Genomic DNA, 26,276 nt, shown 5'->3' with positions numbered 1-26,276 from the left:
CCCAGAATTCCCAGGAAAACCACTCAATGCACGCAAAAAGCCTGACCGAACTGCGCGCCGCGCTCGCCGCCAAGGAATGCTCGGCCGTCGAGCTCGCGCAGCTCTACCTGAAACGGATCGACGCCGCGCGCGACCTGAACGCGTTCGTCCACGTCGACGCCGATCTGACCCTCGCGCAGGCGAAAGCCGCCGACGCCGAGCTCGCGCGCGGCGCGGGCGGCGCGCTGACCGGCCTGCCGATCGCGCACAAGGATGTCTTCGTCACGCGCGGCTGGCGCTCGACCGCCGGCTCGAAGATGCTCGCGAACTACGAGAGCCCGTTCGACGCGACCGTCGTCGCCCGCCTGCAGGCGGCCGGCATGGTCACGCTCGGCAAGACCAACATGGACGAGTTCGCGATGGGCTCGTCGAACGAGAACTCCGCGTTCGGCGCGGTGAAGAACCCGTGGGACACCAACGCGGTGCCGGGCGGCAGTTCGGGCGGCAGCTCGGCCGCCGTCGCCGCGCGCCTCGCGCCGGCCGCGACCGGCACCGACACCGGCGGCTCGATCCGCCAGCCCGCGTCGTTCGCGGGCGTGACGGGCATCAAGCCGACCTACGGCCGCGTGTCGCGCTACGGGATGATCGCGTTCGCGTCGTCGCTCGACCAGGGCGGCCCGATGGCGCAGAGCGCGTCCGACTGCGCGCTGCTGCTCAATGCGATGGCCGGCTTCGACGAGCGCGACTCGACGAGCCTCGAGCGCGACGACGAGGATTTCACGCGCCACCTCGGCCAGCCGTGGGCGGCCGGCAACGATGCGGGCAAGCCGCTCGCGGGCCTGCGCATCGGCTTGCCGAACGAGTATTTCGGCGACGGCCTCGCCGACGACGTGCGCGCGACGATCGACGCGGCGCTTAAAGCTTACGAAGCGCTCGGCGCGACGCTCGTGCCGGTGTCGCTGCCGAAGACGGAACTGTCGATCCCCGTGTACTACGTGATCGCGCCGGCCGAGGCGTCGTCGAACCTGTCGCGTTTCGACGGCGTGCGCTTCGGCCATCGCGCCGCGCAGTACGGCGACCTGCTCGACATGTACAAGAAGTCGCGCGCCGAAGGCTTCGGCCCCGAGGTGAAGCGCCGGATTCTGGTCGGCGCGTACGTGCTGTCGCACGGCTACTACGACGCGTACTACCTGCAGGCGCAGAAGATCCGCCGCATCATCGCGCAGGATTTCCAGGAAGCGTTCAAGTCCTGCGACGTGATCATGGGCCCGGCATCGCCGACGGTCGCATGGGATCTCGGCGCGAAGGGCGACGATCCGGTGCAGATGTATCTCGCGGATATCTATACGCTGTCGGTGAGCCTCGCCGGCCTGCCCGGCATGAGCGTGCCGTGCGGCTTCGGCGCGGGCGCGAATGCGAAGCGCCCGGTCGGCCTGCAGATCATCGGCAACTATTTCAACGAAGCCCGGATGCTGCAGGTTGCCGACGCGTTCCAGCGCGCGACCGACTGGCACAAGCAAGTTCCGGCAGGAGTGCAAGCATGACCCAATGGGAAGTCGTTATCGGCCTCGAGACGCACGCGCAACTGTCGACCGTCTCGAAGATTTTCTCGGGCGCGCCGACGCAGTTCGGCGCCGAGCCGAACACGCAGGCATGCCCGGTCGACCTGGCGCTGCCGGGCGTGCTGCCGGTGCTGAACCGCGGCGCGGTCGAACGCGCGATCCGCTTCGGCCTCGCGATCGGCTCGACCATCGCGCCGCGCAGCATCTTCGCGCGCAAGAATTATTTCTACCCCGATCTGCCGAAGGGCTATCAGATCAGCCAGTACGAGATTCCGGTCGTGCAGGGCGGCCAGATCACGATCCAGGTGCCCGCCAACGAAAAGGCCGGCAAGGAAGCGTACGAGAAGACGGTCAACCTGACCCGCGCGCACCTCGAGGAAGATGCGGGCAAGTCGCTGCATGAAGACTTCGCCGGGATGACGGGGATCGACCTGAACCGCGCGGGCACGCCGCTGCTCGAGATCGTCACCGAGCCGGAAATGCGCAGCGCGGCCGAAGCCGTGGCCTATGCGAAGGCGCTGCACGGCCTCGTCGTGTGGCTCGGCATCTGCGACGGCAACATGCAGGAAGGCTCGTTCCGCTGCGATGCGAACGTGTCGGTGCGGCCGGTCGGCCAGGAGAAGTTCGGCACGCGCGCGGAAATCAAGAACCTGAACTCGTTCCGGTTCCTCGAGGAAGCGATCAACTACGAAGTGCGTCGCCAGATCGAGCTGATCGAGGACGGCGGCGAAGTCGTGCAGGAAACGCGCCTCTACGATCCGGACAAGCGCGAGACGCGTTCGATGCGCAGCAAGGAAGACGCGCACGATTACCGCTACTTCCCCGACCCCGACCTGATGCCGCTCGTGATCGGCCAGGACTGGATCGAGCGCGTGCAGTCCGGGATGCCCGAGCTGCCGGCCGCGATGCAGCAGCGCTTCGTCGAGCAGTACGGCGTGTCCGCGTACGACGCGGGCGTGCTGACGTCGAGCAAGGCGATGGCCGCGTATTTCGAGGCCGTGGTCGCGAAGGCCGGCGCCGCGAACGCGAAGATCGCCGCGAACTGGCTGATGGGCGACGTGTCGTCGCAGCTGAACCGCGACGGCATCGAGATCGACGCGATTCCGGTGTCGGCGGCCCAGCTTGCACTCGTGCTGCAGCGTATCGCCGACGGCACGATCTCGAACAAGATCGCGAAGGAAATCTTCTCGACGATCTGGGACGAGAAGGCGGACGACGAAGGCGCGGCCGACCGCATCATCGACGCGAAGGGGCTGAAGCAGATATCCGACACCGGCGCGCTGGAAGCGATCATCGACGAGGTGCTCGCAGCGAATGCGAAGTCGGTCGAGGAATTCCGCGCGGGCAAGGAAAAGGCGTTCAACGCGCTGATCGGCCAGGCGATGAAGGCGACGAAGGGCAAGGCCAATCCGCAGCAGGTCAACGAACTGCTGAAGAAAAAGCTCGGCTGAACATGATCGCGCGCCTGAACCGCGCTTGACGACGGGCCGCCCCGAACTTGTTCCGGGCGGCCCGTCGCGTTTGGTGGGTGCGTTATCGTATGCACCACACCGCCCAACGGAGGAACGCATGGCGAAACAACCGTCGCTCGACGATTTCCGCGTGCCGTACAGCACGCGCGAGAAGGAAGCCGCCGCATTCAAGCTCGATGCGTTCGACCCGGCCGCGAAGCCGTTCTCGTCCGGTTCGAAGGATGCCGACCGCGAACGGCTGTCGGCCGTGTCGATCGAACTCGACACGCAGCAGGAGCGCCTGCACACGCAGCAGAAGAAGCGCGTGCTGCTCGTGCTGCAGGGGATGGATACCAGCGGCAAGGACGGCACCGTGCGCGCGGTGTTCCGCGAGGTCGATCCGCTCGGCCTGCGCGTCGTGTCGTTCAAGGCGCCGACGCCGATCGAAGCCGTGCACGATTTCCTGTGGCGCGTACACGCGCAGGTGCCGGCCGCGGGCGAGCTCGCGATCTTCAATCGCAGCCACTATGAAGACGTGCTGGTGCCGCGCGTGCTCGATACGATCGACAGCAAGGAATGCGAGCGCCGCTACCGGCAGATCCGCGATTTCGAGACGATGCTGGTCGAGAACGGCACGACGATCGTCAAGTGCTTCCTGCACATCTCGAAGGACGAGCAGCGCGCGCGGCTGCAGGCGCGCATCGACGATCCGACCAAGCACTGGAAGTTCGACATCTCCGATCTCGACGCGCGCAAGCACTGGGACGCGTACCAGTCAGCGTACCGCGACGCGCTCGCCGCGACGTCGGCCGAGCATGCGCCGTGGTACGTGATCCCGGCGGACTCGAAGACGCACCGCAACGTGATGATCGCCGAGCTGCTGCTGCGCACGATGACCGACATGAAGCTGGAATTCCCGCCGCCGAAGCCCGAGCTCGAAGGCGTGAAGATCCGTTAAGCTGCCACCCTGTAAAACATCGAACTGAACGGAACCCGACATGATGCGAGTGATTACCGCCAACCTGAACGGCATCCGCTCCGCCGCGAAGAAGGGCTTCTTCGACTGGCTCGGCGAGCAGAACGCCGATTGCGTGTGCGTGCAGGAAATCAAGGTATCGGCCGACGACCTGCCGGCCGAATTCGTCGAGCCGCACGGCTTCAGGAGTTATTTCCACCACGCCGAGAAGAAGGGCTACAGCGGCGCGGGCGTGTACAGCCGCCACGAGCCCGACGACGTGATCATCGGCTTCGGCAGCAGCGAATTCGATTCCGAGGGGCGCTACGTCGAGGCGCGCTACGGCAAGCTGTCGGTCGTGTCGGTGTACGTGCCGTCCGGCTCGAGCGGCGAAGAGCGCCAGCAGGCGAAGTACCGCTTCATGGACGAATTCATGCCGCACCTCGCGCAGCTCAAGAAGAAGCGCGAAGTGATCCTGTGCGGCGACGTGAACATCGTCCACAAGGAAATCGACATCAAGAACTGGAAGAGCAACCAGAAGAACTCGGGCTGCCTGCCGGAAGAGCGCGAGTGGCTCACGAAGCTGTTCGACGACGTCGGTTATGTCGACGTGTTCCGCACGCTCGACCAGCGCCCCGAGCAGTACACGTGGTGGAGCAACCGCGGCCAGGCGTACGCGAAGAACGTCGGGTGGCGGATCGACTACCAGATCGCGACGCCGGGCGTGGCCGGCACCGCGAAGAGCACGTCGATCTTCAAGGACATCAAGTTCAGCGATCATGCGCCGCTGACGGTGGACTACGACTACAAGAAGTGACCGCCGGCGCTACGCAGCGCGCGTAGCGGTCGAACCATCCGGCCGCCGGATGCAAAACGGGCCGCATGTCGAACATGCGGCCCGTTTCGTTTCTGCTCCGGTGCGGCGATCGTGCATGCCGCCCGGCGACGCTCACTGCTTGATCGACGCCATGTCGATCACGAACCGATACTTCACGTCGCTCTTCAGCATCCGCTCGTAGGCCGTGTTGATCTGCTGCATCGGAATCGTTTCGATGTCCGACGTGATCCCGTGCTGCGCGCAGAAGTCGAGCATTTCCTGCGTTTCCGCGATCCCGCCGATCAGCGAGCCCGCGAGGCGGCGGCGCTTGAAGATCAGGTTGAACACCTGCGGCGACGGATGGTCGTGCTCCGGCGCGCCGACCAGCGTCATCGTGCCGTCGCGCTTCAGCAGGTTCAGGAACGGGTTCAGGTCGTGCTGCGCGGCGACCGTATTCAGGATGAAGTCGAAGCTGTTCAGGTGCGCGTTCATCTGCGCTTCGTCCTTCGAGATCACGACTTCGTGCGCGCCGACGCGCTTGCCGTCGTCGATCTTCGACGGCGACGTCGTGAACAGCACGACGTGCGCGCCCATCGCACGCGCCAGTTTCACGCCCATGTGGCCGAGCCCGCCGAGGCCGACGATGCCGACCTTCTTGCCGGGGCCGACGTTCCACTGTCGCAGCGGCGAGTAGGTCGTGATCCCCGCGCACAGCAGCGGCGCGGCGCCGGCCGGGTCGAGCGTCTCCGGCACGCGCAGCACGAACGCCTCGTCGACGACGAGCTGCGTCGAATAGCCGCCGTACGTGACGTCGCCCGTCACGCGATCCTGGCCGTTGTAGGTGCCGACGAAGCCGTTCTCGCAATACTGCTCGAGGCCGTCGGCGCAGCTCGCGCAGGTGCGGCACGAATCGACGAGGCAGCCGACGCCGACCAGCTCGCCGACCTTGAAGCGCGATACCTGCGGGCCGGTCGCGGTCACGCGGCCGACGATCTCATGGCCCGGCACGACCGGGTAGATCGTGTTGCGCCATTCGTTGCGGGCCTGGTGCAGGTCCGAGTGGCAGACGCCGCAGTAGAGGACGTCGATCCGGACGTCGAGATCGCGCAGCGCGCGACGCTGGAATTCGAACGGGGCGAGCGGCGATTGCGAATCGGTCGCCGCGTAAGCGTAGGTGGTGCTCATGCAGGGGGCTCCTTGTCCGGGAAAGACATCCGGCGAAACAGACTGCCGTCGCACCATGTGGCGATGCGGCGAGGCAGGACGTCATCGTAAGGAGCACGGCGCCGCGGCGAAATACACGAAGGTCTGGAAGATTTGCCTATTCCTCTCGAATTGCACGCGAACGGCCGTCAAAACACATTCAAGGTGCTACATTTCGAGCCAGATTCTCTTGCCGGACAGGACCACGCCGATGAGCTTCCAGCCCCTTTTCGCCGACACGGGCGAGCGCGTGCGGCGCCGCATGATCGAACTGCACACGCGCCTGGCTCCAGACGAGGGCGACACGCTCGCGGCGCTCGACGGCGTGCGCTTCATCCGCGTGAGCCGTCCCGTGCCGCGCATGCCCGTGCTGTACGAACCGAGCATCATCGTCGTGTGCCAGGGGCGCAAGCTCGGCTATCTCGGCGACCGCTCGTTCGTCTACGACGCGCAGCAGTATCTCGTGCTGTCGGTGCCGCTGCCGTTCGAATGCGAGACCTTCGCGAGCATGGAGGAGCCGTTTCTCGCGATCTCGATCCGCGTCGATCTCGCGGTGATCGCCGAACTCGCGATCCTGCTCGACGAGACGCTCGGCGCGGCCGCCAGCGAGCCGCTCGGCGTCTATTCGACGCCGCTCGACGCGCCGCTGGCCGACGCGGTGGTGCGGCTGCTCGAAACGCTTGCGTCGCCGCACGACACGCGCGTGCTGGGGCCGGCGATCATGCGCGAGATCGCGTATCGCGTGCTGACGGGCGCGCAGGGCGACGCGATCCGCGCGGCGCTCGTGCAGCAGCATCATTTCGGCCGCATCGCGAAGGCGCTGCGGCGCATCCACGTCGACCTGAAGGCCGACCTCGACGTCGAGACGCTCGCGCGCGAGGCCGGAATGAGCCTCGCGGTGTTCCACGCGCAGTTCAAGCACGTGACGGCGACGTCGCCGATGCAGTACGTGAAAGCTGCGCGGCTGCATCAGGCGCGGCTGATGATGGTGCAGGACGGAGTCGGCGCCGGCACGGCCGCTGCGCGCGTCGGTTATGCGAGCGCGTCGCAGTTCAGCCGCGAGTTCAAGCGGCTGTTCGGCCGCAGCCCGGGTGACGAGGTGCGCTGGATGCGCGAGAGCGGCAGCCGTCCGGCGGGCGCGGCGTCGGCCAAGCCGGCCGCGGCGGACGTCGGCGCATAAACGATCGGCGTCGCGCGCCGCTCAGCGCCGCGCGACCTTGCGCCGTTGCGCGCTGATGCCCGCGTAGTCGGGCAGCGTGTCGACGCGTTTGCCGATCGCCTTCGCGTATAGCGGCATCAGGTCCGGCAGGCGGTTCAGCAGATCCTGGCGCCGGGCCGTGCTGTACGGGTGCGTGTAGATGAAGCCCGACGCCTTGTTCGCGCGTGTCGCGACCGCGAGCTTGTCCCACAGCGTGATCGCCGCGCGCGGATCGAAGCCCGCGCGGGCGGCGATGTCGCCGCCGATCACGTCGGCTTCGGTCTCGTCGGTCGGGTCGTAGTGGAGCGCCTGCAGGCGCTCGCCGAGGTTCAGTGCCTGCGGCAGCGGATCGCCGACGCCGAACAGCGGCGGCAGCGTAGCCGCGCGCAGCGACGTCTGCGAGGTCGCGCTGAAGTTGCTGCGCGCGTGTTCGCGCAGCGCGTGCGCGATGCCGTGCGCGAGCAGCACGCCGAACTCGTCGTCGTTCAGGCGGATGCGGTCGAGCAAGCCGCCGTACACGAGCACCTTGCCGCCCGGCAGGCAGGTCAGGCGGATGTCGCGCGAGCGGATCGCGTTGACGTCCCACGCCCAGTTCTTCACGCGATCGTTCCACTTCACCGAATACGGCGCGAGCTTCGCGACGATCGCGCGCAGGCGCTTCACGCGCGGCTGGGTCGCGGGCAGCAGGCGGTTGCTGTCGGCGGCCGCCTGCACGATCTGCGCGTATTCGTTCCCGGTGAGCTGCTCGAGCAGCGGTGACGGAAGCAGCGTGCGGAACGCGATCTCGTTGCCGTAGCGGACCTGCTGCGGCGTCGGCGTATACGCCTTCGTCGACACGGCGCCGCCGGTCGGCTGCGCGGCTTCGGCGGCGGACGGCGCGACGGGCGCGGCCGAAGTTGCCGGCGTGGATGGCGTTGCCTGCGCAGCGGCCGGCGCGGAGCCTGCCGCGGCCGCGCCGGTGTCGGCTGCGTGCGCGAACCCCGCGGCGAGTGCCGCGGCACCGACGCTCAGCGAAGCCGCAACGCGCGCGACGCGGTGCAGGCGCTTACTGAGCACGGCTGGCCTCGCCGTTGCGGGCGGCACCGTTCCACGGCGCGATCCTGAACAGCAGCAGCATGCCGGGAATCGCGAGCGCGGTGCACACGATGAAGTAGTCGAACCAGCCGATCTTCGCGACGATGAAGCCGCTCGCGGCCGATGCGAGCGTGCGCGGCACCGATGCGAGGCTCGTGAACAGCGCGAACTGCGTGGCCGTGTAGCGCGGGTCGGTCGTGCTGGCGATATACGCGACGAACGCGGCCATCGTCAGGCCCGTCGTGAAGGTTTCGACGCCGTAGACGATCGCGAGCGCGACCGTCATCGGGCTGAATTGCGGCGCGACGGCAATGCCGAACACCGACAGCGCCGATGCGATCGCATGGCTCGTCGAAACGGTGAAGTCGTAGAGCACCGCGAGCACGGGCGAACCGGGGCCGAGCTGCGCGAGCCACGCGAAGCCGAGCGTCGACACCATCTGCAGCGCGCCGAAGATCCACAGCCCGCGGCCGATGCCGATCTTCACGAGCCAGACGCCGCCGATGATGCCGCCGGCGACGCTCGCGACGAGCGCGGTGGTTTTCGCGACGATGCCGATCTCGGTGCGCGTGAAGCCGATGTCGAGGAAGAACGACGTCGACAGCGTGGTGGCCATCGTGTCGCCGATCTTGAACAGGAAGATGAACGCGATGACGAGCAGCGCGCCGGTCCAGCCGTCGCGCTGGATGAATTCGCGGAACGGCAGCACGATCGCGTCGCGCAGGTTGCGCGGCGGTGCGCCGACCACTTCGGGCTCGCGCACGACGAGCGTCATCAGGATGCCAGGCAGCATGAACGCGCCGGTGATCGCGAACACGACGTCCCACGGCATGTGATCGGACAGGATCAGCGCCAGCGAGCCGGGGATCAGCGCGGCGAGCTTATACGCGTTCACGTGCACCGCGTTGCCGAGGCCCTGCTCGGTGTCGCGCAGCAGTTCGCGGCGGTACGCGTCGATCACGATGTCGGAACTCGCGCCGAAGAACGCGACGAGCGTAGTGAGCGCGGCGACCGTCCAGATCGAGTCGCGCGGCGACACGAAGCCGAGCGTGGCGATCGCGCCTGCGACCAGCACCTGCGTGAGCAGCATCCAGCCGCGCCGGCGGCCCGGCTGCCAGCCGGGCAGGCGCGGCAGGTAGCGGTCCATCAGCGGCGCCCACAGGAACTTCCACGTATACGGGAACTGGATCAGCGCGAACAGGCCGATTTCCTTCAGGTTCACGCCCTCGGAGCGCAGCCATGCCTGCACGAGGTAGACGAGCGTGAACAGGGGCAGGCCCGACGTGAAGCCCAGGAACACGCAGATCAGCATGTGCGTGTTCAGATAGGCTCGCCAGCCGGGGTGATCCTCGTGAGCGGTGAGTGCGGGCGCCTCGTGTGGCGTTTTCGACATGGACTGGAACTGGGTAGCGTTGACTGATTGCGGCGGCAGCGCGCGGTGGCGGGAGCAGCGCGGGCCGGGCCCGGCGTCCGTCAACGGCCCCCCGGCTCAGCTGCGCTTGACGCGGTAGACAGCAAGACTACCACGCCAGTTCGCTCCCCATCGAATCGGCTGGCCTTCGTGCAGCACGACGCGGTCGAGGATCGTGACGCCGACTTCGGGCGCGAGCGCCTCGAAATCCTTGATCGTCAGCACGCGCACGTTCGGCGTGTTGTGCCACTGGTACGGCAGCGATTTCGACACGGGCATCCGGCCGTGCAGCACCGACAGCCGGTGCGGCCAGTAGCCGAAGTTCGGGAACGACACGATGCATTCGCGGCCGACGCGCGCCGTCTCGCGCAGGATCGCGGCCGTCTGGTGGATCGTCTGCAGGGTTTGCGACAGGATCGCGATGTCGAAGCTGTGGTCCTCGAACAGGCGCAGGCCGTCCTCGAGATTCTGCTGGATCACGTTGATGCCGTTCTTCGCGCTCGCGAGCACGCCCGCGTCGTTCAGTTCGATGCCGTAGCCGGTGACGTCCAGCTCCTCCATCAGCAGCGCGAGCAGCGAGCCGTCGCCGCAGCCGAGGTCGAGCACGGTCGAGCGCGGCTCGACCCAGCGTGCGATCGTGCGGAAGTCCGCGCGCGCGGACAGGGAATTCAGCGCTTGCTGGTTCATGCGCCCACCTCGTTGGCGATTCGTTCGTAATACGCGCGGATCAGGTTGTGATAGCGCGCGTCGTCGAGCAGGAACGCGTCGTGGCCGTGCGGCGCGTCGATCTCCGCGTAGCTGACCGTGCGCTTGTTGTCGAGCAGCGCCTTCACGATTTCGCGCGAACGCGCGGGCGCGAAACGCCAGTCGGTCGAGAAGCTCGCGATCAGGTATTTCGCCTGCGTGTGCGCGAGCGCGGCCGTCAGGTTGCCGTCGAACGCCTTCGCCGGATCGAAGTAGTCGAGCGCGCGCGTGATCAGCAGGTAGGTGTTCGCGTCGAAGTAGTCGGCGAACTTGTCGCCCTGGTAGCGCAGGTACGACTCGACCTCGAATTCGACGTCGAAGCTGAAGTTGTACGCGTCGAGCGCGCCGTCGGCGCGGCGCAGCGCGCGGCCGAATTTCTCGGCCATGTCGTCGTCGGAGAGATACGTGATGTGGCCGATCATCCGCGCGACGCGCAGGCCGCGCTTCGGCTTCACGCCGTGCGCGTAGTAGTCGCCGCCGTGGAAGTCGGGGTCGGACAGGATCGCCGAGCGCGCGACCTCGTTGAACGCGATGTTCTGCGCGGACAGCTTCGGCGTCGACGCGATGTCGATGCAGTGCGCGACGCGCTCCGGATACATCAGGCTCCATGCGAGCGCCTGCATCCCGCCGAGGCTGCCGCCCATCACCGCGGCGAAGCGCTCGATGCCGAACGCGTCGGCGACGCGCGCCTGCGCGTGCACCCAGTCCTCGACGGTGACGACCGGATAGCGCGCGCCGTACGGCTTGCCGGTCGACGGATCGATGCTCATCGGGCCGGTCGAGCCGAAACACGAGCCGAGGTTGTTCACGCCGATCACGAAGAAGCGGTTGGTGTCGAGCGGCTTGCCGGGGCCGACCATGTTGTCCCACCAGCCGGTGCTGCGCGGGTCGTCCGCGTAGATGCCGGCGACGTGATGCGACGCGTTGAGCGCGTGGCAGACGAGCACCGCGTTCGAGCGCGCGGCGTTGAGTTCGCCGTACGTCTCGACGACGAGTTGATAGTTGCCGATCGTGCTGCCGCTTTGCAAGCGCAGCGGTTCGGCGAAGTGCATGGTCTGTGGAGCGACGATGCCGATCGATTCCATTCGTTCCGCCTTATGACTGGGCGGCTAAATGGTGTCGGCGATGCGCGGAGTCGGAGATGCGCGGCTGACGACCTCTTTAGCCGCATTTGTAGTGAACCGCCGGGGCAAAGACAAAATCAAGGCTCCGGCCGGTTCGCGCGCCCGCAATCGAGTCAGCAAATCGGCGCGCTTCCGACCTGCCGCCGAGGGGGCTGCAGGTCGGCAAAGTATAGCGGAAATCCGGATCGCGCGAATTTCCCCCGCCCGCCGCCGGCGGCTGCGTCACCAGCGGTATTTCGCCGCGAGTTGCCCCTTGACCACCGAGTAGTCGGACAGGTTGCCTTCCACGCCGATGCTGGCCGAGACGGCGAAGCGCCTGGCGATCTGTCCGGTGGCGCCGATCCGGAGTGCCACTCGATCGCGCGGGACGCTGAACGAGAACGCGTTGCCGTCGAGCGCCAGCGAGCGCGACCCCGGGCCGTGCCACCAGTTCGCTTCGATGAACGGCCGAAGCTCGCGGCCGGACGACATTGCCGTCACGCCGTGCACGCGCACGCCGACGCGGGTCAGCACGTCGGTCGAGCGCTGCGTGTCGAGCCGGCCGCCCGGCGCGGCGTGCGCGGCCGCGCGGTAGTCCGTCACGACGAGCTGCGCTTCGGGTTCGACGAAGAAGCGCGTGTCGCCGCTGCGGTGGAACAGGAACGAATGGCCGGCCTCGAGCGAACCCGTGACGGTGCGCGAGCGATAGGAATCGCCGGCGAGGCTGCCGCCGACGTGGTTCGCATACGCGCCATACATGACCCACGCATCGACGTACGGGCCCGACAGGATGTCGCGGTTGCCGTACCAGGTGCCGTACAGCCCCGCGTTGTAGCCCGATACGCTGCCGCGCGCGGTGGCGTTCGTCATGCGCTGTTCGATCGGGTTCCACAGCGGCCGCGTCGACCAGTTCGTCTGGCTGCCGTACAGGCCCATCGCGCCGATGCGTACGCTGCCGCCGCGGCCGTCGTCGAACCGGAACAGGTCGGCGCCCGCATGAATCAGGCGGCCGTTGCCCGATACGCTGCGCGCACCGCCCGACATCGACATGAACTGCCCCTCGGCGCGCAGCCAGACGGCGCCGTCGAGCGCGCGCGGTGCCGCCTCCGTCGCGCGCAGCGAGCTGTCTTCGCGCTGGTGCAACGTATGGATCGCCATCGTGGCCGCCGCGTCGGCGTTCGCCAGATACGCGTCGGGCTCCGGTGCGGCGGCGCGCTGCGGCGGCGGCTCGATTTCCGGCTGGACCGGCGGATCGGGGTCGACGAGGCCGGGTGGCGAAGGCGGTTCGGGTTTCGCGGCGGAGACCAGATGCCAGTCGTCCGGCCGACCGCCGTTCCCGCCGCGCTTGAGCATGTAGTCGTAGCCGCCGGCGGACAGCGTGCCGAAGCCCTGCCGGTAGCCGTCCGATGCCGCGTCGAGCGCGAAGGCCGCGGCATCGGTGGTGCCGCCGTTGCGGGTTTCGACGATCGGGATGCCGACCGTCGTCTGCGCGCCTTCGCCGCTCGTGCGCTTCACGACGACCCCGGTATGGCCGGACGCGTGGCCGCCGTCGATCACGAGCCGGTCGGTGGGCGACGCGTCGTCGCGCAGCGCGGTATGGATGACCAGCTTGCCGTTGCGGGCCGCGTAGTCGCCGTTGACGACGAGCGTGCGCGGCGCGGGCGGCGTGCCGGCGTCCGGCGCTGCGAATGCGATCGTCGAGTCGTTCAGCGCGACGGATCCGACCGACGAATCGGCGGTGACGATCCAGCGGCTGTCGGTATCGAGCGACAGCGTGCGGACGGCGTCCGTTGCGCCGCGCCATGTCGACGCACCGGACAGCGCGACGTCGGTCACGGCGGAGGTCGGGCTGCCGTCGTCGGTCGGCTGGTTCACGATGTCGCCCGCCGCTTGCGCGCCGGTGCCGAGCGTCAGGCGCACGGGCGCGCCCGACTGGGCCCGGACCGACAGCAGCGTGCCGTTGCCGCTGGCGGCGCGGGCGCCGTTCTGCAGCGTGACCTCGGCGTCGGACGCGTCGATGGCCGCATGCCGTTCGCTGAAGAGCGAGCCGCCGTCGGCCGTCAGCCTGCCGCCGTGGACGCTCGCGGCAGGCGCGGCGTCGCCGGTCGCGCGGGCATCGGTGCGCAGCAGGTCGATGCTGCCGCCGGCGCTTGCATGGAGCGCTGCGGCCTCGTTGCCGTGCGTCTCGACGGTTGCGTCGACGAGCGACGCAACCGACCCCGTGCCGGCGGACATCGCACCGCGCGCGCGCTCGCCGGTCGTCACGATGCCGCCGCGTGTCATCGTGACCCGGCCGCCGAGCCGGGCCAGTGCGCCGACCGAACGGGCGCCGGTGGTTGTCACCTGCGTATCGATCGCGTCGATGGTCGGGGTGTCGGTATATTCCATCGACGCATACAGCCCGTGTGCGCTGCGGCCATGCGTGACGACTTGCGTGCGCGCGAGTTCGACGCGCCCTTCGCGGGTGTCCACGCCGAGCGCGTAATCGCCAGCGGTTTCGAGGCGGCTGTCGGCGAATGAGACCGCGGACGCGTTCGGCAGGTACAGCGCCGACGCATAGTCGCCATCGGTCCGGATACCCGTGCGATTCAGCGTCGCACGGACGCCGTCGTAGCTGATGGCCACGCCATGGGCATACAGGCCGCTGGTGCGAATCAGCGTGTCGGCGACGTCGATGACGCCGCCCGGCACGTAGTTCGCCAGGATGCCATACGCCTCCTTGCCCCGCGTGACGATGACGCTGTCGGCGATGCGGAGCCGGCTGTCGGCGCTGTAGACGGACGCACCGTGCGAATAATCGCCGTCGGTATCGATCGAGATGCGTTCCGCGCTCGCGCTGCCGCCGTATCGGATGTCGATGCCGGCACTGGAGGTGCCGCGGGTGCGGATTTCAGTATCGTTCAGCGTGACGCTCGAGCCGGCGCCTAGCGCGGCCGCGCCCGCCGCGAAATAGGCGGTGGAGAACACGCGCGTCTTGTCGGTCGTCACCAGCGTGCCGCCATTGACGGCGGAAAGCACGGCCTTGCCCGGTTGTGTCGTCGAATATTCGCCCGGTGCGATTTCAAGCGCGACGCCGTCAGCCTGTTGCGGCCCGCCGTTGGTCACCTGCGCGGCCGACGGCCATGGTATTGCCGCCCCCGCAAGCAATGCCGAATGGGCGAGGCGTCGGGCTGCCCTCATCCGGGAATGTCGGAATCTGCGATTCACCATTTCACCTGAATTTATCTATGGTAGATAAATTTAACTCGTGAGACGGCGGTGTGAAATTGGACGAGTTCGAATTCGCGGGGGGCATTCGCTGCCGGCAGAAGCAGGCGGGAAGGTGCGAGCCGACGGGGCGGAGCGGCCGCACCGTCCGGCGTCGAATGCGCGAAACCGGTGTGCGTTGCCGGACAGGGGCAGGCGCGGCGCTACTGCAGGATCAGCCGCAAATGCGCGTCGGCCTGCTCGCCGGGCGGCTTCTGGAACCCGCCCTTCGCAAAGCGGTGCCATCTGCCGATCACGTAGCTGACGAGCAGGCTCGCGCGGGCGGCCGGATCGTAATCGGCCGGCAGCGCGAACGGCGCCGCGCCGTCCGGCGGCGCATTTGCTTCGGTGCGCGCGACCCGCAGGCACTGCTTGACGGTCGCTTCGATGCGGTCGAGCAACTGGTTCACGCGCTCGGTGAGCCGCTCGTCCTCGCCGACCAGCGCCTCGCCCGTCAGGACGCGCGTCATCCCCGGGTTCTTCGCGGCGAAATTGAGCATCGTCAGCGCGATCGTGCGCGCCTGCTGCACGCCGTTCGGCTCCTTCGCGACGATCTGGTTGACGAGGCCGAACAGCGACTGCTCGATGAACTCGATCAGCCCTTCGTACATCTTCGCCTTGCTCGGGAAATGGCGGTACAGCGCGGCTTCCGACACGTCGAGCCGGGCCGCGAGCGCGGCCGTCGTGATCTTCTCGCGCTTCGGTGCCTCGAGCATCGTCGCGAGCGTCTGCAGGATCATCACGCGGCGCTCGCCCGGCTTCGGGCGCGGGCGGGCGGGTGTGGCCTGGCCTTCCGTTACGGCTTGGTCCTGCGGGTAAGTCGGCTGCATTTCTGTCGCCCCGATCGTGTGCCCAGTCGCAGCGATTTTAACGAACGAATCCGCTGGTCGACATAATGCGGGCGCCCGGTGCCCGGCAAATGGCCGGGCAGGTGGCCGGTGATCCATACCGTGCCGATGCCGAGACGCTTGTAGCGCTTCAGGTGGTCGCGCGTATCCTCGACGAGGATCGCATCCGAAAAGCGAGCATGCGCGGCGCGCAGCGTCCGGCGCAGCATCGTGTGGTCGGGCTTCGCGCGCCACGTGCGGCGGTCGCGCATATGCTCGATCGCGATCACGCGCTCGAACAGCCGTTCGATGCGCAGTTCGCGCAGCACCGCGCGCGCGTAGTTCTCCGGCGCGTTGGTCAGCACGAACTTGCGGCCCGGCAGCGCGGCGACGATGCGCGCAAGGCCGCGCTCGGCGCGCACCATGGCGGGAAGGTTGGTGAACGTGTGGACCGCGCGCAGGAAGTCGTGCGGATCGATCGGATGATGGCGCGTGAGGCCGAGGAGCGCGGCGCCGTAGCGCTGCGTGTAGCCGGTGCGCAGGCGGTCGGCTTCGGCGCGTTCGACGTTGAGTGTGTCGATGATGTATTGCGTCATCGCGCGGTTGATCTCGGGAAAGATCGCGTGCGATGCGTGGTGCAGCGTGTTGTCGAGATCGAACAGCCAGACGGGCGCGCCAGCGCGCGGCCGGCTGCGCGAGATGCGCCGGCGCCGCAGCGGCGCCGGCAGGTCGGGGCTGGCGGTCTTGCGGCGCGCGCTCAATGCGAGCGGATCATCGTGCCGAACGGCTGCTCGGTCAGGATTTCCAGCAGCACCGAGTGTTCGATCCGGCCGTCGACGATGTGCACCGACTTCACGCCGCTCTTCGCCGCGTCGAGCGCCGACGAGATCTTCGGCAGCATGCCGCCGGAGATCGTGCCGTCCTCGAACAGCGCGTCGATCTCGCGCGCGGACAAATCGGTCAGCAGGTTGCCGTCCTTGTCCATCACGCCGGGGATGTTGGTCATCATCAGCAGCTTCTCGGCGTTCAGCACCGTGGCGAGCTTGCCCGCGACGAGGTCCGCGTTGATGTTGTACGACAGGCCGTCTTCGCCGAAGCCGATCGGCGAGATCACCGGGATGAACGCGTCGTCCTGCAGCGCCTTCACGACTGCCGGGTTGATCGCCTCGACTTCGCCGACCTGGCCGATGTCGATGTACTGGCCCGGGTTGTCGCGGTCCGGCATCAGCAGCTTGCGTGCGTGGATCAGGCCGCCGTCCTTGCCCGTCAGGCCCACCGCGTGGCCGCCGAAGTGGTTGATCAGCATCACGATGTCCTGCTGCACTTCGCCGCCCAGCACCCATTCGACGACTTCCATCGTCTCTTCGTCGGTGACGCGCATGCCCTGGATGAAGGTGCCGGCCTTGCCGATCTTCTTCAGCGCATGATCGATCTGCGGACCGCCGCCGTGGACGATCACCGGATTGATGCCGACCAGTTTCAGCAGGATCACGTCGCGCGCGAAGCCTTGCTTGAGCCGCTCTTCCGTCATCGCGTTGCCGCCGTATTTGATGACCACGGTCTTGCCGTGGTAGCGGCGGATGTACGGCAGTGCCTCGGCGAGGATTTCTGCTTTCAGCGTGGGGGCGATCTGCGAGAGGTCGATGGGCTCGGACATGGCGGCGGCTCAGGCTGGGAACGGTTGAAACACGGCGAATTGTACAGGAGTGGCGCAGCGCAGCATCGGTTTTTGGGTGGGCCGGAGCGCTGGCGGCGCGGCTCGGACACCGCACGCGGCGGCCCGCCGGCTATGGCGCTGCGCGATGCGGGCGACGATGCGCGGACGGCGGCGGCGGGCAGGTTCGCGTGCGCTCGCGACGCACCTCGGCCGGGAGGCCGGCGCGCAAAATCCGTGCGCCGCGCTATGCTTGTCGCGTGGGGCGACTTCACGCCCGTTTCCGCGATTGCGCCATGACCGATTCCGCCGCCGACGCCCGTTCCGCCCCGCGCCGCGCGCGCTGCCCGCACTGCGGGCGCGGCTTCGACTGCGGCGCGCACACGCAGCCGTTCGACTGCTGGTGCGCGTCGATGCCGGCGCTGCCCGGCGGCACGCAGCCCGCGGCCGGCATACGCTGCCGGTGCCCCGAGTGCCTGGCCGACGAGATCGCGCGGCGCATGGCCGGCGCGGCCGGCTGACGGCGCCGGCCGGGCATGCGGGGCGCCCCGGTCGCCCGCTCCGATCCGGCCCCGCTGGAGGCGCCGCCCGCTAAACGGGTAAACTGCCCGGATGCAACGAATCACCACCACCGGGCGCGTCAACCTCAGTCACCTGTTCTGGCTCCGCAATCTTGCGATCGTCGGCCAGCTCGTGACGATCGGCGTCGTGCAGACCTATTTCGGCGTGCATCTGCCGCTGCCGGCGATGCTGATGGTCATCGCGCTCGAAATCGTTTTCAACGCGCTGACCTGGGTGCGCGTGCTGCGCGCGCGGCCGGAAACCAATTTCGAGCTGCTCGGCCAGCTGTGGGTCGACCTCGGCGCGCTGTCCGCGCTGCTGTTCCTGTCGGGCGGCACGACCAACCCGTTCGTGTCGCTGTACCTGCCGTCGCTCGCGATCGCGGCGGCCGTGCTGCCGTGGCACCTGATGATCTGGCTCGCGGCGTTCGCGGTCGCGTGCTACGCGGCGCTCGGCTTCGATTCGGTGCCGCTCAACATGGACAATCCCGCGAACCTGTTCGACTACTACCGCACCGGGATGTGGGCGAACTTCATGGTCAGCGTCGGGCTCATCGCGTGGTTCGTCGCGCGCATGTCGAATGCGCTGCGCCAGCGCGATGCGGCGCTCGGCGAAGCGCAGCAGCACCTGCTGCGCGACGAGCGGGCGGTCGCGCTCGGCGTGCAGGCCGCCACCGTCGCGCACGAGATGGGCACGCCGCTGTCGACGATTGCGATGCTCGCCGAGGAATTGCGCGACGCGGCGCGCGCCGATCCGGGGCTCGCCCGCTACGAGGCCGACCTGAAGGTGCTCGAGGAACAGATGACGCTCTGCACGTCGGCGCTCGCGCGCCTGCGCAGCCGCGCGAGCGCGCCCGCGAGCCGCCAGCCGGTGGACGACTGGCTCGACACGTTCGTCGAGCACTGGCGCCTGCGGCATCCGCACGTGCAGTTCGAGCTGCTCGGCGCGCGTCCGGCGGGCGTCGCGCTCGACGACACGGTCGCGGCCGGCCAGATCCTGACGATCCTGCTCGACAACGCCGCGCGCGCGAGCCCGCAGCGCGTGACGCTGGCCGCGAAGGTCGCGCACGACCGCGCGGCCGACGAGATCGAATTCGAGGTATGCGACGACGGGCCCGGCATTCCGGCCGCGCTGCGCGAGTCGCTCGGCGCGATGCCGGTCGACAGCACGCAGGGCGGGCACGGGGTCGGCCTGTATCTCGCGTTCAGTGCGGCCGCGCGGCTCGGCGGCGCGATCGAGCTGTCCGATGTCACGCCGCGCGCGACGGGCGGCAACGGGCGGGCCGGCGGTGCGGCGAATGGCCAGGCCGCTGCCGTATCGGGCCAACGCGCGAGTCAACGCGCGGGCGAACGCATGGCAGAACGAACGGCCGGCACGCCGGACAGCCGCGCGGCCGGTGCAGCCGCCGGACGCGGCACGCGGGCCGTGCTGCGCCTGCCGGTCGTGCGCGTCGCGGCGCTGGCCGCCTCAACCAACACGTAGACGGAGAAACCACATGAGCGAGAACAATTTCCTGGTGATCGACGACAACGAGGTGTTCGCGGGCACGCTCGCGCGCGGCCTCGAGCGCCGCGGTTATGCGGTCCAGCAGGCGCACGACAAGGAGACGGCGCTCAGGCTCGCCGCGGGCGGCAAGTTCCAGTTCATCACCGTCGACCTGCATCTCGGCGAGGATTCGGGCCTGAGCCTGATTGCGCCGCTGTGCGACCTGCAGCCCGATGCGCGGATTCTGGTGCTGACCGGCTATGCGAGCATCGCGACCGCCGTGCAGGCGGTGAAGGAAGGCGCCGACAACTATCTCGCGAAGCCCGCGAACGTCGAATCGATCCTGGCCGCGCTGCAGACCAACGCGACCGAAGTGCAGGCCGACGAGGCGCTCGAGAACCCGGTCGTGCTGTCGGTCGACCGGCTCGAATGGGAGCACATCCAGCGCGTGCTCGCGGAGAACAACAACAACATCTCGGCGACCGCGCGCGCGCTGAACATGCACCGCCGCACGCTGCAGCGCAAGCTCGCGAAGAAGCCGGTGCGGCAGTAAGTCCGGCGCGCGCGGTTTCGCGCGGCAGGCCGTTCGCGCGAGGGCGCAGGCGTCGGGTCGCGCGCCCGCTGCCGCTGCCGCAGCCGTCGCTTCGGACGCAGGCGGTAGCGGTTCGCTGCGAGGATCACCGCGGGAGCGCACCGGCGGCCGGGTGCGCGACACTTGCCGATTCGTTGCGTCAGTTTTCGCGTGGGCGCTGCGGAAGCACCCACAGCATTCTTCCCACCGCCTCGGCCTGGTTTCGCGAATGCGTTTTCTCGTAGATCGCGCGCAACTGGGTGCGGATGGTGGCGAGCGATACCCGGGCGCTCGCCGCGCATTCCTCGGGCGTTTTGCCGCCGATCAACGCCTCCGCCACCGCGGCTTCGGCACTCGACAGGCCGAACGCCTGCCGCAGTTGTTGCGCGACGACGAGCGGCGCGGCGCTTCGCCGTCTGGCCGTCACGAGCAGCGTCGCGCCGCCGAACGCGGCATGGAGCGCCGGCCCGGCCAGCGCGGCGATGCCGAGAAAGATTTCGTGGGCGCCGTCCAGCGAGCCCGCCAGCGCGAGGCTCTCGCCGTTGCGGGTCTTCGCGACGCGTGCCAGCGCGGCCTTCAGCGCATCGTTGTGCGGCGCGCTCGCAGCACTCAGGTGTCCATGCTCGAGCTTGAGGCAGGTCGTCGCGCGCAACATCGATTCCGCCGCCCGATTGACGAAGACGACGCGCGCATGCCGGTCCAGCGCGAACACGGCCAGACCCAGCTCTTCCATCAGTTCGGCGCCGAGCGCGGCGTCGCGGTGCAGCACGTTCGCGTCCTGCCAGAGGTTGATCGCGCGTTGCAGATGCCCGGCCATGCCCGACAGCGCCGTGCGTTCCTCGGGCGAGTAAGGCGGGCGGCCGCAAGCCCTCAGCAACCCGAGCAGGATGTCGTCGCCGCCCGGGCGCGCCAGGCGGACACCCATCAGATAACGAATGCCTGACGGAATCTGGTAGTCCTGGAAGAATTCGCTGCGCGCGACATCCTGCTCGGTGAGGTGATCCTGACAGCAGACGAATTGCCCGAGCGGTGCCTGCTCGACAAAGCTGCGGCGCGGATCGAGTGCGCCGTAGTACTGGTCGTAGAGCGCGACGACACTTTCCAGTTCCGCGCGCGGGGAGTAGATCGAGAACTGCGGCGCATTGCGCGCGGAATCCCAGCTGAACATGTGAAAAACGTTTGCGCCGAGTGATTCGGATACCTGATGAAAGACTTCGAGAAAGCCGTCCGGGCGCAGCGCGGCCTCATAGAGGTCGCCGATGAGGTGGTCCCTTTGCATTGTTCTTCCCCGCTCCCGTTGGCTCGCGTGGCAATCGCGGCGCATCGGTCTTTGGTCTGATGATTTGCTTCGAACCCCGAATGTTTGGTCAGGCTATCACAGGTCCTTTGCGAACAGGGGCATGCGCGATCGCGATTTTCATCTACCTGGATGATGATCCGGAAAATCGGTTTTGCGAGAATCCCCGCCATTCAGCGTGCGTGCGCGACGCGTATGTCACGCAATAACCAGAAGGTCCTCGGGGAAAAACAATGAAACGCACACCTGTCGTACTCGGTATCGCCGCACTGATCCTGACTGCTTGCGGGGGCGGCAGCGATTCGTCGTCCGGCGGCTCGCCGCCGCCGGCCGCGCAGACGGTCAGCGGCGTCGCGGCGGCGGGTGCCGCGATGCAGGGCGCGATCGTCACGCTCGTCGACGCGACGGGCAAATCGGCCGACTGTCCGGCCGACGCGACCACCGGCGCGTTCCGTTGCACGGTGACCGGCATGACCGCGCCCTTCGCGCTGTCGGCCGTCGGCAATGTCGCCGATTCGCAGGCGACGCTGATCTCGCTCAGCGCCACCGCGGGCACGCAGACGATCAACATCACGCCGCTCACGAATGCGATCGCCGCCACGATCGTCGGCGACAATCCCACGAAATTGCTGGGCAACACCGGACTGCTGCAGAGCAAGGTGACGGCGCAGGCCGTCGCCGGCACCGTGCAGGCCTACTCCGCCGCGCTGGCCGACATGCTGGCCGCGACCGGCAACACCGGCGCCGACCTGATCGCCGGGCCGCTGACCGCCGGCGCGCCCGGGCTCGACCGGCTGCTCGACCAGTTGAAGGTCAACGTGCTGCCGGACGGCGGCGTGCAGATCAGCTCGGTGGCGGGCACGTCGAGCGATACGCCCGCACAGCTTCAGCTCGCGCCCGGCGTCGCACCGCAAGCCGGCGACAAGGCCAGCCTGCCGGCCGTCGCGACCATCGACGGCGTGCCGCTGTCGAACCTGCCGAGCGCCAGCGATCTCGCGTCGCTGCAGGCCGCGTTCAACCACTGCTTCGCCGGCACCACCGCCGCCGCGCGTCTCGGCGGCGGCGTGCCGGCCTGCAGCCAGCTCGTCGTCGACGACGTCGCGCCCGGCGCGTTGAACGCCGGCGCGTACCCGGCCTACCTCAACAACGGGATGTCGGTGCAACAGGAGTTCGGGACGGCGCCGGGCATCGTGGCTGACGACGCGATGAACAATGCGAGCTTCAGCCTGCCGGAAGTGATTCGCGTGATCGCCGGCGACACGATGTGGGTCAAGCTGTCGTGGACGCGCACGGACGGCATCCGCGACGGCATGCAGCAGCATGTGCAGCTGGCGGTGAAGGAAGGCGCCCGCGCGAGCGGCGACACCGGCTGGCGCGTGATCGGCAACCAGCGCGCGGTGCTGAGCAAGGTGAATGCGAACGCGCAGAAGTGGGACTGGCTGAATCCGGCCAATCCGTCGACCGGCACCAACGCGTTCGTCGACTCGCTGAACCTGCAGGTCGGAATCGTCGATGCTGCCGGCAAGGCCGTGGATTTCGCGATCGTCAAGGGCCCGGGCTTGCGCAACGGCGTGTTCCTCCAGCCGTCGAGCGGCACGTGCGACACGCTCAATATCCGCGCGCAGATCGCCAGCGGGCAGACGCCGGCCCAGCTCGCGGCGCTCGCGAAGAGCGGCCAATGCCGCAACAACTATCGGCTGGCCGGCGTCGCGCAGGACCCGGCGAACCAGGGCGTGTTCACGTGGCCCGGCGACGCGCCGCGCAACAACACGGCGTGGTCGAAGCCGCAATTGAGCGCAGCGGAGCTGGCCGACATCAAGCCGTTCAGCGCCTATACGGTCGACCTCTACCAGAACGGCAGCACGGCCGCGCCGGCGAAGAGCTATACGGTCCGGCTGCGGACTCCGTCGCCGTTGCCCGACGCGCTGCGCCAGTACCAGTGGCACGACCCCGCGCAGTCGACGCGCGACATGCTGACGCCGGGCACGGCCAGCACGTTCGCGGGTGGCGCGACCTTCCCGCTCGGCTGGACCTCGAAAGCGGGGCTGCCGTTCGTCAAGCGCGGCAACGTGCAGATTCGCGCGACACCGGCGGGGCAGGCTTCGGCGGTCTTCGTCAACGGGATCGCGCACGCCGCGCCCGCGCAGCCGGGCACCGCGGTGACGCTCAACGTGCCGGGCGATCAGGGCGTGGCGTTTCCGTCGGTGGCCGGCTGGACGGGCGGTACCGATTTTTCGTTCGCGAATCTGAGCTGGTCGGATTCGTTCGACATGCAGTTTACGGTGTCGCTCGAGTACGACCGCTGACAGGCCGGCGTCGACGGGCCGCCGCGCCCGCTCCAAAAAAACGGGCGACTCCAGCGGAGCCGCCCGTTTTTCGTCGGATGCCGGGTGCCGCGTTACAGCACGTAGCGCGACAGATCCTCGTCCTGCGCCACTTCGCCGAGCGCCCGGTCGACATACGTCGCGTCGATCGTCACGCACTCGCCGGCGTGATTGCCGGCCGAGAACGACACTTCCTCGAGCAGTTTCTCGATCACCGTGTACAGCCGGCGCGCGCCGATGTTCTCGGTCTTCTCGTTGACCGAATACGCGATTTCCGCGAGGCGGCGGATGCCGTCCCGGGCGAATTCGAGCTGCACGTCCTCGGTCGCGAGCAGCGCCTGGTACTGCTTGACGAGGCTCGCGTCGGTCGCATCGAGGATCGCCTCGAAGTCTTCCACCGACAGCGATTCGAGCTCGACGCGGATCGGAAAGCGGCCCTGCAGTTCCGGAATCAGGTCGCTCGGCTTCGCGAGGTGGAACGCGCCGCTCGCGATGAACAGGATGTGATCGGTCTTCACCATCCCGTACTTCGTGTTGATCGTCGTGCCTTCGACGAGCGGCAGCAGGTCGCGCTGCACGCCCTGGCGCGACACTTCGCCGCCGCTGCCTTCGTTGTTGCGCGACGTGATCTTGTCGATCTCGTCGAGGAACACGATGCCGTTCTGCTCGACGTTCTGCACGGCCTTCGTCTTCACTTCCTCGTCGTTGAGCATCTTCGCCGCTTCCTCGTCGGTCAGCAGCTTCAGCGCTTCCTTGATCTTCACCTTGCGGCGCTGTTTCTTGCCGCTGCCGAGGTTCGAGAACATCGAGCGGATCTGCTCGGTCATCTCTTCCATCCCGGGCGGCGCCATGATGTCCATGCCGACCGACGGCTGCTCGAGGTCGAGCTCGACTTCCTTGTCGTCGAGCTGGCCTTCGCGCAGGCGCTTGCGGAACGTCTGGCGCGTCGCGTTGTTGTCGTCGTTCGCGTGCTCGGCATTGCCGCCGAAGCCCACCGCGCGCGGTTGCGGCAGCAGGATGTCGAGGATGCGGTCTTCCGCCTGGTCGGTCGCCTTGCTGCGCACCTTGCGCATCTCGGATTCGCGCGTCTGCTTGACCGAGATCTCGATCAGGTCGCGCACGATGCTGTCGACGTCGCGGCCGACGTAGCCGACTTCGGTGAACTTGGTCGCTTCGATCTTGATGAACGGCGCATCGGCGAGCTTCGCGAGGCGGCGCGCGATTTCGGTCTTGCCGACGCCCGTCGGCCCGATCATCAGGATGTTCTTCGGCGTGATTTCCGTGCGCAGCGGATCGGCGACCTGCTGGCGGCGCCAGCGGTTGCGCAGCGCGACCGCGACAGCCTTCTTCGCCTTGTTCTGGCCGATGATGTGCTTGTCGAGTTCCGAGACGATCTCGGCAGGGGTCATGGTGCTCATGGGGCGGTCCTTACTCGATCGTTTCGATGATGCGGTTGTGGTTCGTGTAGATGCACATGTCGCCGGCGATCCCGAGCGACTTCTCGACGATCTCGCGCGGCGACAGCTCGGTGTTCTCGGCGAGCGCGCGGGCCGCGGCCTGCGCATACGCGCCGCCCGAGCCGATCGCGCAGATGCCGCCTTCGGGGTCGAGCACGTCGCCGTTGCCGGTGATCACGAGCGTGGTGGTCGCATCGGCCGTGATCAGCATCGCCTCGAGGCGGCGCAGCATCCGGTCGGTGCGCCAGTCCTTCGCGAGCTCGACGGCCGCACGGGTCAGGTTGCCCTGGTGCTTCTCGAGCTTCGCCTCGAAGCGGTCGAGCAGCGAGAACGCATCGGCGGTGCCGCCCGCGAATCCGACCAGAACCTGGTTGTTGTAGATCCGCCGCACTTTCCGCGCGCCACCCTTCATGACGATGTTGCCGAGGGTTACCTGGCCGTCGCCGCCGAGCGCGACCTTGTCGCCGCGCCGGACCGAAACGATGGTCGTGCCGTGAAATTGCTCCATCTGCGTTCCTTGAGAAAAACGGGGAAGAGTCGGGCGGCGCGAGGCGCCGCCGCGTGAATCGCAGTGCGCCGGGGAGCGGCCCGGCGCGCGTCCGTTTCATTTTAGGGCGGGCGCGGGGATATCAAGAGGCGGGGGGCAAATCGGCCGGTGGGGAACCGGTGCCGGAAAAACAAAAAGCGCGCGGCAGGCCGCGCGCTTTCGGGAAGCAGCGTGTCGGAGCGGAACGCCGCTCGATCAGTCGCCGAACAGCTTCTGGCGCAACTCGCGGCGCTCCTGCGCCTCGAGCGACAGCGTGGCCGTCGGACGCGCGAGCAGGCGCGGAATGCCGATCGGCTCGCCGGTTTCCTCGCACCAGCCGTAATCGCCGGAATCGATGCGGGCGAGCGACTGCTGAACCTTCTTGAGGAGCTTGCGTTCGCGATCGCGCGTGCGCAGCTCGAGCGCGTGCTCTTCCTCGATCGTCGCGCGATCGGCGGGATCGGGGACGATCACCGTCTCGCGCAGGTTCTCGGTCGTCTGGCCTGCATTCTTGAGGATGTCCGCCTGCAACTGTTCGAGCCGATTTTTGAAGAAGGCGAGCTGATCCTCATTCATGTAATCCTTGTCGCTCATCTTCAGGATTTCGGCTTCGGTCAAGAGTTTCTTCGTCATCTGCTTGCTTCTTCAATGTGCGGCAAATCAAGAGATATTGCCTGCACTTTGGGATTACCCGCAACCGCGCTTGCAATCATTTGCGATTTGCCGCCGCGGGGCCGAAAGCCTCTGGAAAACCGGTTCTCAAATACCAGGATAGGCCTGGCGCGGATTTGCGCGCGCGGCGAACCGGTGTGCTGCGCGGCAGATCGCATC

22 protein-coding genes are annotated in these 26,276 nt (G+C 67.9%); 9 read left to right on the top strand and 13 right to left on the bottom strand.

Annotated features, from left to right (window positions below):
- The first annotated feature begins 26 nt into the window (after positions 1 to 26).
- From gatA to ACM6JT_RS04515, 4 genes are all read left to right on the top strand, one after another.
- Positions 27 to 1,523: an Asp-tRNA(Asn)/Glu-tRNA(Gln) amidotransferase subunit GatA gene (gatA, locus tag ACM6JT_RS04530; RefSeq protein WP_034179344.1), complete on the top strand. Its 1,497-nt coding sequence runs from the start codon at positions 27 to 29 to the stop codon at positions 1,521 to 1,523.
- Positions 1,520 to 2,992, top strand: coding sequence for an Asp-tRNA(Asn)/Glu-tRNA(Gln) amidotransferase subunit GatB (gatB, locus tag ACM6JT_RS04525; RefSeq protein ID WP_034179343.1), 1,473 nt, complete (start codon positions 1,520 to 1,522; stop codon positions 2,990 to 2,992). Before gatA ends, gatB begins: the two co-directional genes overlap by 4 nt.
- A 118-nt stretch (positions 2,993 to 3,110) precedes the next feature.
- Entirely contained in the window at positions 3,111 to 3,950 is an 840-nt protein-coding gene (locus ACM6JT_RS04520) for a polyphosphate kinase 2 family protein (RefSeq protein WP_034179342.1), read from the top strand.
- A 40-nt stretch (positions 3,951 to 3,990) separates the two neighbouring features.
- Positions 3,991 to 4,764 carry an exodeoxyribonuclease III gene (locus ACM6JT_RS04515; RefSeq protein WP_034179341.1) on the top strand — a complete coding sequence of 258 codons (774 nt, stop codon included), beginning with the start codon at positions 3,991 to 3,993 and terminating at the stop codon, positions 4,762 to 4,764.
- 132 nt (positions 4,765 to 4,896) lie between these two features.
- Here the strand turns inward: ACM6JT_RS04515 and ACM6JT_RS04510 are convergent, their stop codons facing one another.
- Complete coding sequence (locus ACM6JT_RS04510) at positions 4,897 to 5,949, bottom strand: NAD(P)-dependent alcohol dehydrogenase (RefSeq protein ID WP_414856028.1); 1,053 nt, start codon at positions 5,947 to 5,949, stop codon at positions 4,897 to 4,899.
- Positions 5,950 to 6,178: 229 nt separating this feature from the next.
- Here ACM6JT_RS04510 and ACM6JT_RS04505 point away from each other — a divergent pair, with 229 nt between their 5' ends.
- Positions 6,179 to 7,147, top strand: coding sequence for an AraC family transcriptional regulator (locus ACM6JT_RS04505; protein WP_243565006.1), 969 nt, complete (start codon positions 6,179 to 6,181; stop codon positions 7,145 to 7,147).
- A gap of 21 nt (positions 7,148 to 7,168) precedes the next feature.
- On the opposite strand, the gene ACM6JT_RS04500 is transcribed toward ACM6JT_RS04505, so the two are convergent.
- The 8 genes from ACM6JT_RS04500 to argB form a co-directional block, all read right to left on the bottom strand.
- Complete coding sequence (locus ACM6JT_RS04500; protein ID WP_243565005.1) at positions 7,169 to 8,221, bottom strand: M48 family metallopeptidase; 1,053 nt, start codon at positions 8,219 to 8,221, stop codon at positions 7,169 to 7,171.
- Positions 8,211 to 9,632: an AmpG family muropeptide MFS transporter gene (locus ACM6JT_RS04495; protein ID WP_105389508.1), complete on the bottom strand. Its 1,422-nt coding sequence runs from the start codon at positions 9,630 to 9,632 to the stop codon at positions 8,211 to 8,213. The genes ACM6JT_RS04500 and ACM6JT_RS04495 overlap by 11 nt, the downstream gene beginning before the upstream one ends.
- A 96-nt stretch (positions 9,633 to 9,728) precedes the next feature.
- Positions 9,729 to 10,337: a methionine biosynthesis protein MetW gene (gene metW / locus ACM6JT_RS04490; RefSeq protein WP_034179337.1), complete on the bottom strand. Its 609-nt coding sequence runs from the start codon at positions 10,335 to 10,337 to the stop codon at positions 9,729 to 9,731.
- A complete protein-coding gene (gene metX, locus ACM6JT_RS04485) occupies positions 10,334 to 11,479 on the bottom strand; it encodes a homoserine O-succinyltransferase MetX (protein ID WP_407970968.1) in 1,146 nt (381 codons plus the stop codon). Before metX ends, metW begins: the two co-directional genes overlap by 4 nt.
- A gap of 261 nt (positions 11,480 to 11,740) precedes the next feature.
- Positions 11,741 to 14,677 carry an autotransporter outer membrane beta-barrel domain-containing protein gene (locus tag ACM6JT_RS04480; protein ID WP_414856027.1) on the bottom strand — a complete coding sequence of 979 codons (2,937 nt, stop codon included), beginning with the start codon at positions 14,675 to 14,677 and terminating at the stop codon, positions 11,741 to 11,743.
- A 230-nt stretch (positions 14,678 to 14,907) separates the two neighbouring features.
- A complete protein-coding gene (gene slmA / locus ACM6JT_RS04475) occupies positions 14,908 to 15,573 on the bottom strand; it encodes a nucleoid occlusion factor SlmA (protein WP_034179334.1) in 666 nt (221 codons plus the stop codon).
- Positions 15,540 to 16,331 carry a pyrimidine 5'-nucleotidase gene (locus tag ACM6JT_RS04470; RefSeq protein ID WP_034179333.1) on the bottom strand — a complete coding sequence of 264 codons (792 nt, stop codon included), beginning with the start codon at positions 16,329 to 16,331 and terminating at the stop codon, positions 15,540 to 15,542. The genes slmA and ACM6JT_RS04470 overlap by 34 nt, the downstream gene beginning before the upstream one ends.
- Entirely contained in the window at positions 16,328 to 17,227 is a 900-nt protein-coding gene (gene argB / locus ACM6JT_RS04465) for an acetylglutamate kinase (RefSeq protein WP_006490510.1), read from the bottom strand. The genes ACM6JT_RS04470 and argB overlap by 4 nt, the downstream gene beginning before the upstream one ends.
- A 293-nt stretch (positions 17,228 to 17,520) precedes the next feature.
- Between argB and ACM6JT_RS04460 the strand changes: the two genes are divergently transcribed.
- The 3 genes from ACM6JT_RS04460 (at position 17,521) to ACM6JT_RS04450 (ending at position 19,823) form a co-directional block, all read left to right on the top strand.
- The gene (locus ACM6JT_RS04460) at positions 17,521 to 17,745 is read left to right on the top strand and encodes a cysteine-rich CWC family protein (protein WP_414856026.1); all 225 of its coding nucleotides are present in this window, start codon (positions 17,521 to 17,523) and stop codon (positions 17,743 to 17,745) included.
- 91 nt (positions 17,746 to 17,836) lie between these two features.
- Complete coding sequence (locus tag ACM6JT_RS04455) at positions 17,837 to 19,267, top strand: ATP-binding protein (RefSeq protein WP_034179331.1); 1,431 nt, start codon at positions 17,837 to 17,839, stop codon at positions 19,265 to 19,267.
- Between the two features lie 13 nt (positions 19,268 to 19,280).
- On the top strand, positions 19,281 to 19,823 hold the full coding sequence (locus tag ACM6JT_RS04450; protein WP_011546464.1) for a response regulator transcription factor: 543 nt from the start codon (positions 19,281 to 19,283) through the stop codon (positions 19,821 to 19,823).
- A gap of 178 nt (positions 19,824 to 20,001) precedes the next feature.
- Here ACM6JT_RS04450 and ACM6JT_RS04445 read toward each other — a convergent pair whose 3' ends face one another.
- Positions 20,002 to 21,120, bottom strand: coding sequence for a helix-turn-helix transcriptional regulator (locus ACM6JT_RS04445; RefSeq protein ID WP_105389514.1), 1,119 nt, complete (start codon positions 21,118 to 21,120; stop codon positions 20,002 to 20,004).
- A 251-nt stretch (positions 21,121 to 21,371) separates the two neighbouring features.
- Here ACM6JT_RS04445 and ACM6JT_RS04440 point away from each other — a divergent pair, with 251 nt between their 5' ends.
- On the top strand, positions 21,372 to 23,444 hold the full coding sequence (locus ACM6JT_RS04440) for a hypothetical protein (RefSeq protein ID WP_414856025.1): 2,073 nt from the start codon (positions 21,372 to 21,374) through the stop codon (positions 23,442 to 23,444).
- Between the two features lie 92 nt (positions 23,445 to 23,536).
- Here the strand turns inward: ACM6JT_RS04440 and hslU are convergent, their stop codons facing one another.
- The 3 genes from hslU to dksA all read right to left on the bottom strand — a co-directional run bounded on the left by hslU (position 23,537) and on the right by dksA (position 26,078).
- Positions 23,537 to 24,880 carry an ATP-dependent protease ATPase subunit HslU gene (gene hslU, locus ACM6JT_RS04435; RefSeq protein WP_034179328.1) on the bottom strand — a complete coding sequence of 448 codons (1,344 nt, stop codon included), beginning with the start codon at positions 24,878 to 24,880 and terminating at the stop codon, positions 23,537 to 23,539.
- 10 nt (positions 24,881 to 24,890) lie between these two features.
- A complete protein-coding gene (hslV, locus tag ACM6JT_RS04430; RefSeq protein ID WP_006755256.1) occupies positions 24,891 to 25,427 on the bottom strand; it encodes an ATP-dependent protease subunit HslV in 537 nt (178 codons plus the stop codon).
- A gap of 234 nt (positions 25,428 to 25,661) precedes the next feature.
- Positions 25,662 to 26,078, bottom strand: coding sequence for an RNA polymerase-binding protein DksA (gene dksA / locus ACM6JT_RS04425; RefSeq protein ID WP_006477498.1), 417 nt, complete (start codon positions 26,076 to 26,078; stop codon positions 25,662 to 25,664).
- Between the last annotated feature and the right edge of the window lie 198 nt (positions 26,079 to 26,276).

The organism is Burkholderia sp. IT-111MI5 (assembly GCF_949752865.1).
Lineage (GTDB): Bacteria > Pseudomonadota > Gammaproteobacteria > Burkholderiales > Burkholderiaceae > Burkholderia > Burkholderia pyrrocinia_C.
This window is presented reverse-complemented; position numbering and strand designations above follow the sequence as displayed.